The sequence below is a fragment of the Kitasatospora sp. NPDC093558 genome, from assembly GCF_040683475.1.
Lineage (GTDB): Bacteria > Actinomycetota > Actinomycetes > Streptomycetales > Streptomycetaceae > Kitasatospora.
In genome coordinates this window covers 1-5,677 of sequence record NZ_JBFBDY010000158.1, presented here as the reverse complement: position 1 = coordinate 5,677, position 5,677 = coordinate 1, and the positions used below count along the sequence as shown (strand labels likewise).

At 73.8% G+C, this 5,677-nt stretch carries 6 protein-coding genes; 2 read left to right on the top strand and 4 right to left on the bottom strand.

Features of this window, described 5'->3' with window-relative positions:
• Positions 1-515 (bottom strand): MFS transporter (locus AB0O00_RS17385; protein WP_363652624.1); only part of this gene is annotated, 515 nt, incomplete at its 3' end.
• Positions 516-640: 125 nt separating this feature from the next.
• Between AB0O00_RS17385 and AB0O00_RS17380 the strand changes: the two genes are divergently transcribed.
• A complete protein-coding gene (locus AB0O00_RS17380; RefSeq protein ID WP_363652622.1) occupies positions 641-1,180 on the top strand; it encodes a winged helix-turn-helix transcriptional regulator in 540 nt (179 codons plus the stop codon).
• A 146-nt stretch (positions 1,181-1,326) separates the two neighbouring features.
• Here AB0O00_RS17380 and AB0O00_RS17375 read toward each other — a convergent pair whose 3' ends face one another.
• Both AB0O00_RS17375 and AB0O00_RS17370 read right to left on the bottom strand, forming a co-directional pair.
• On the bottom strand, positions 1,327-2,520 hold the full coding sequence (locus tag AB0O00_RS17375; protein ID WP_363652620.1) for an alpha/beta hydrolase: 1,194 nt from the start codon (positions 2,518-2,520) through the stop codon (positions 1,327-1,329).
• A 139-nt stretch (positions 2,521-2,659) separates the two neighbouring features.
• A complete protein-coding gene (locus AB0O00_RS17370) occupies positions 2,660-3,844 on the bottom strand; it encodes a thiolase family protein (RefSeq protein ID WP_363652618.1) in 1,185 nt (394 codons plus the stop codon).
• Between the two features lie 287 nt (positions 3,845-4,131).
• On the opposite strand from AB0O00_RS17370, the gene AB0O00_RS17365 reads away from it, so the two are divergent.
• A complete protein-coding gene (locus tag AB0O00_RS17365; protein ID WP_363652616.1) occupies positions 4,132-4,851 on the top strand; it encodes a hypothetical protein in 720 nt (239 codons plus the stop codon).
• Between the two features lie 79 nt (positions 4,852-4,930).
• Here AB0O00_RS17365 and AB0O00_RS17360 read toward each other — a convergent pair.
• Positions 4,931-5,677 (bottom strand): serine hydrolase domain-containing protein (locus AB0O00_RS17360; protein WP_363652614.1); only part of this gene is annotated, 747 nt, incomplete at its 5' end.

The window sequence follows — 5,677 nt, the reverse complement described above, 5'->3', positions numbered from 1 at the left end:
ACCGCCCGCCACCCGGCCCATTGGGTGACCAGCGCGCCGTAGACCGGGCCGATCGCGATGCCCAGGCCGACCGCCGCGCCCCACACGCCGAGCGCCCTGATCCGGGCCGGTCCGGGCGGGAACGCGTGGCTGATCAGCCCGAGTGCGGGCGCCAGGATCGCCGCCGAACCGGCGCCGAGCAGCACCCTGGCGGTGAGGTAGACGGCGCCGCCGGGGGCGAGGGCGGCGAGCGCCTCGGAGGCGGCGAACAGCAGGACGCCGAAGGTGAACACGCGCTTGCGCCCGTGGTCGTCGGCCGCGCTGCCGGCGGTGAGCAGCAGCGCCGAGATGCCGACCAGGGCGCCGGTGAGGATCCAGGTGCGTCCGGTGGCGCCGAGGTGGGCGGCCTCGGCGGTGGCGGCGAGCGAGGCGGTGGGGGCGGTGTAGGCGACGGTGACCAGCGCGGTGGCGACCGCGGTAGTGAAGAGGGTGGCGCCGGGCCGGACGGACGCGGGGCCGGTTGGTGCGGGGGACATGGGTGTTCCCTCCGGGAGCGGAAGCGGGACCGCTAGGTCTGATGAATGAACCTTCTTCCGGTGGCACGCTACCACCATGAGTCTGTTGATTGAACCCATTGGTCGACTGGACTACGCTGACCGCCATGGCGCTCGGAACCGACTACGAACTGCAGGACTGCGCACTCGCCCGCGCCCTGGAGGTGGTCGGCGAACGCTGGAGCCTCCTGATCGTGCGCGACGCCTTCTACGGCGTGCAGCGCTTCAACGACTTCCTCACCCACCTCGGCATCCCGCGGGCCGTCCTCACTGCCCGCCTCAACGCGCTCGTCGCCGCCGGTGTCCTGCGCAAGGAGCCGTACCGGTACGCGCCGCTGCGCCACGGCTACCTGCTCACCGAGGCCGGGCTCGAACTGTGGGCGCCGCTCTACCTGTTGAGCCGCTGGGGCGGTCGGCACGCCACCCCGGACGGTCCGCGCCACCTCTTCGCGCACGCCTCCTGCGGCACGGACCTCGACCGCACGGGCGCGTGCCCGCACTGCGGCCGGTTCGTCCCGCCCACGGAGGTCGTGATCCGGCCCAACCCCGGCCGTGGCGGCACCCCGCGTACCGACCCGGTCTCGCTCGCGCTGGCTCGCCCCCACCGGCTGCTCGAACCGCTTGCCTCGGCCGCCGTCACCGCCTGACCCGGTCGGGCACGGGACGCCGCCAAGGCTGCCCGACCCGGTCGGGCGGCGGGCGCCGACGAGGCCGCCTGACCCGATCGAGCGGAGACGCCGGCGAGGCCGCCGGCACTGTGCCGACGGCCTCGTGTATCGCTCGCGGTCAGCGCCTACGGATGGAAGGTGACCTCCGGGTTCTCCGCCGTCGGCCCGTCCAGGAGCGGCTGGTCGATGCCCTTCAGCTGCAGGTCGAAGAACGCCGCCACGTAAGCGCGGGTGAGCTCCACGGCACGCTGGGCGGGAATCGTCCGGTCGCGGTCGGGGAGGCCGAGCCCGTCGAGGAACAGCGGGAAGTCGGTGAACGAGCCGTGGTTGGTGCCGGTGACGGTCAGCCAGCGCTTCCAGCCGTCGAGGTTGGGCCAGCTCTCGACCCAGCTGGTGTCCTCGGCGCCGTCCAGGGGGTGGCCGATCATCAGGAACGGCTTGCCGCCGATGCCGGAGGGCGGCACCCTGACGTCCATGCTGCCGTCCAGGTCCACGCCGGCCTGGATCCGGTCGTCGGTGAGCAGGGCCGGGACGGTCGCCGCGCCGCCGGCCGAGTGGCCGGCCATGCCGATGCGGTCCGGGTCGATCATGCGGGAGTAGCGCCAGGCCGGGTGGGGGTGGGCGGTCAGCTGGTCGAGGACGAAGGAGACGTCCTTCGCCCTGCTGCGGTCCAGGCCCGCCCAGGCGTCGTCGGTCCTCAGCTTGCCGCACATCACGCAGGGGAGCGTCTGCCCGTCGGGGAAGGTCGTGCCGGTGTTCTCGTAGGTGTGGTCGACCAGCGCGACGACGTACCCGCGGCTGGACAGGTCCTCGGCGAGGATCGTCAGCGAGGTGCGCGGCATGGTGAAGCCGGGCGAGAGCACCACCAGCGGGTACCGGCCGGGGGCCGGGCGCGCGCCGGACTCGGCCCACGTCCGGGCGGTGGTGAGCGCCTCGGTCGGGATGGTGTTGCCCGGCAGCTTCGCGTCCAGCAGCATCCGCGCGGCCTCGGGCGTCATGTACGGGGCCGGGCCACCGGTGCCCGCCTTGGCGGGGTAGTACATCGACACCATGAGCCGGCGCGGACCCGCCGACGGCACCCACGGGTCGGGCCGGTTCTGGTCGACGAGTTGCAGGATCTCCCGCCCGACCGCGTACGGCCCGGTCGGGCGGGGGAGTTCGATGCGGAGGCCGGCCGGCACGGTGGCCTGGGTGCCGGGAGAGGCGGGTGCGGCGGCCTGGGTCGGGGAGGCGGCCAGTGCGGGTGCGGCGGCGACGACGGACAGCGGCAGGGCGAGCAGCAGGGCCGCCGCCGCGGCAGTGCGACGAATTCCGGTCATGCGAGGACCGTAGGTGTTGCAGACGGGAGTTGACGTCGCCTCAGGGATGTAGGGGTTCCGCCGGAGAGTGCGACGGCCGTCGGCATACGGCCCCTACGGGCATCCCTGAGGAGCCCCCTGGCGCCCAGCCTGCTCGCCGTCAGGCGACCGACTCCAGGATCGTCGCGTTCGCCAGCCCGCCCGCCTCGCACATCGTCTGCAGCGCGTACCGCGCGCCGCGCCGGCGCATCTCGTGGACCAGGGTGGTCATCAGCCGCGTGCCGCTCGCGCCCAGCGGGTGGCCGAGGGCGATCGCGCCACCGTTGACGTTCAGCCTGGCGGGGTCGGCGCCGGTCTCTTGGAGCCAGGCCAGGACGACGGTCGCGAACGCCTCGTTCACCTCGAACAGGTCGATGTCGGCGAGCGAGAGCCCGGAGCGGCGCAGCACCTTCTCGGTGGCGGGCAGCACGCCGGTGAGCATCAGCAGCGGGTCCGAGCCGGTGACCGCGAACGAGTGCAGCCGGGCCAGCGGGCGCAGGCCGAGCCGGGCGGCGGTCTCGCTGCCGGTGATCAGGACGGCGGAGGCGCCGTCGTTGATCGGGCTGCTGTTGCCCGCCGTCACCGACCACGAGATCTGCGGGAAGCGCTCCGCGTAGCCCGGGTCCTCGAAGGCGGGACGGAGCCCGGCGAGCACCTCCGGGGTGGTGCTCGGCCGTACGGATTCGTCCATGGTCACGAGCCCGTCCGGCGTGGGCACCGGCGCGAGTTCGGCCGCGAACAGGCCGTCCGCGTGGGCGCGCGCCGCCTTGGCGTGCGAGCCGGCGGCGAAGGCGTCCATCTCCTCGCGCGAGATCGACCACTTCGCGGCGATCAGCTCGGCGCTCACGCCCTGCGGAACCAGCCCGCCCGGGTAACGGGCGGCGAGGGACGCGCCGAACGGATCGGCGCCGGGCGGCACGTTGGACCACATCGGCACGCGGCTCATCGACTCGATCCCGCAGGCGACCACGATGTCGTACGCGCCTGCGATCACGCCCTGCGCGGCGAAGTGCACCGCCTGCTGGGACGAGCCGCACTGCCGGTCGACCGTGGTGGCCGGGACGGAGTCCGGGAATCCGGCCGCGAGCCAGGCGTAGCGGGTGGTGTTCATCGCCTGCTCGGCGACCTGGTCGACGCAGCCGCCGATCACGTCGTCGACCAGGGCCGGGTCGATGCCGCTGCGCCCGATGAGCGCCTGGAGGGTGTGCGCCAGCAGTTCGACCGGGTGGACGCTGGCGAGCGAGCCTCCCGGCTTGCCCTTGCCGACGGGGGTGCGGACGGCTTCGACGATCACGGCGTCACGCATGACGGCCGCCCTTCTTGGGTGAGTGGGGCCTGCGAAGGTGGTTGGAAAAGCAAACTCACTATAGGTCGAGTGAGTTCGATAATCCAACTCTCTTGGTGCAGTCTTCCGCTCCGCCGTATCCGGCCCGTCCCGTGGTTTCTCGTTCCAGGGGCTACCTCCGTCCTTGTCGCACCTCCTCGATGAACTCCGCCGCCCCCGGGCGTTGGCGACCGGTGCACGAGCCCGCCCGCCCGTACGGTGAGCCGGCCGCTCGCGAAACGGACGCTCCCGTCGGTGCGCAGCCGCTCGTGCAGTGCCGCCCGGAACGCGGGGGAGCGGCGCTCGTCGAGCTCCCGACCAGCCCCCTCCAGCCGCCGGACGTGCACGAGGTCGACCGGCTCGTCCACACCGACGAGCCAGATCCGCGCCCGCTCGCAGACCCCTCGGCGCCCGGGGGAGTGCTCGGTGGCCTCGACCGCGCCCCACGGGAGCACCCGCTCGGCCCCGCCTGGCCCGACCAGGACCAGCCCGCCCGCGTGCGCCCGTTCCGCCCGCACTCCGCGTACGGGCCGCAGCCACCCGTACGCGTTCACGCCCGCGATGGCGACGGCCGCGACGACGGGCGCAGGCCACCACTTCCCAGCGGCCAGGCAGACCGCCGCCGCGACTGGCACCGCGCCGACGACCACCCAGACCCGGACCCACCACGGCACCGGCCGGTACCCCCGGTGCACCCGCACCACCTGCCCGAGCTGCGCATCCAGCCTGCGTCGCTTCCGCCGTCCGCGCCGCCCCTGCCGTCCACGCCTCGCGCCCTGCTCGAACCGGCCGGGCCGCGTATCGGGCCCAGGCCGCCCGAGTGGCGCCCCAGCGTCACCCGCAGCTTCACCCGCGACCGGACTCGCCACCGCCACCCCGGGCACCTCGCGCCGCGCGCCTACGGCAACCGGAACCCCGGCCGCCGGATCCTCAGCGTGATCCGACCGCCCGACCCGGCGCCAGGGCCAATCGACGCGCCCTGGCCTTGAAGGCCTCGCAAGTTCCGCCCGACCTCACCACCATCTCTCCAGCTCGACTTCCAACTCTCGACTTCACGACGCCGGCCACCTACGCCGACATCGCGTACTCGTTCTGCAGCCTGCGCAGCAGCGCCGTCCCCGCCGAATCGGCCGACCGCCCGCTGTTGACCAGGACCACCACCCCCACCTGCTTCTCCGGATCGAAGGCCACGAAGGACCGGAACCCGCCGGTGCCGCCGTTGTGCCAGATCTGCAGGTGGCCGCCCTGCTGGGTGTGCAGGCGGTGGGCGAGCCACCCCAGGTGCATCCAGGCGAACGGGTTGACCCGGTGCCGTACCTCCCTGGTGAGTGAGATCGCGGGCGCCAGCGGCCCGTCCGGCTCGCGGCCGGCGGCCAGCTGGGCCCGCAGGAGTATCGCGAGGTCGGCGGCGGTCGAGCGGAGCGCCCCCATGCCTCCCAGGGCGGCGAGGTTCCAGTACGGCACCGGCCGGGCGCTTGCCGAGTGCCCCCGGGCAAGCCGGTCGGACTGCTCCGCGCCCGGCGTTACGACGGTGTCCCCGAGCCCGAGCGGCCCGCAGACCTCGCGACGCACCAGTTCCTCGTAGCCGACCCCGGCCCGCTCGGCGAGCGCGAGACCGAGCAGCCCGGCGCCGAGGTTGGAGTAGCGGAAGCTGCGCCCGGGCGCAGCTCGCAGCTTGGTGCGGCCGAGCCCGGCGAGGACGTGGTCGGCCGTGCAATGGGCGTACGGATCGGACCGGCGCGGGGTGAACATGCTGCCCAGGAGGACGCCCCGGGGCAGCCGGGGGAGCCCCGAGGTGTGCGTCGCGAGGTGCTG

Bases quoted from the DNA above. Each gene is read 5' to 3' on its own strand.
- AB0O00_RS17370 (WP_363652618.1), bottom strand. From the start codon at position 3,844: ATGCGTGACGCCGTGATCGTCGAAGCCGTCCGCACCCCCGTCGGCAAG.
- AB0O00_RS17375 (WP_363652620.1), bottom strand. From the start codon at position 2,520: ATGACCGGAATTCGTCGCACTGCCGCGGCGGCGGCCCTGCTGCTCGCC.
- AB0O00_RS17380 (WP_363652622.1), top strand. From the start codon at position 641: ATGGCGCTCGGAACCGACTACGAACTGCAGGACTGCGCACTCGCCCGC.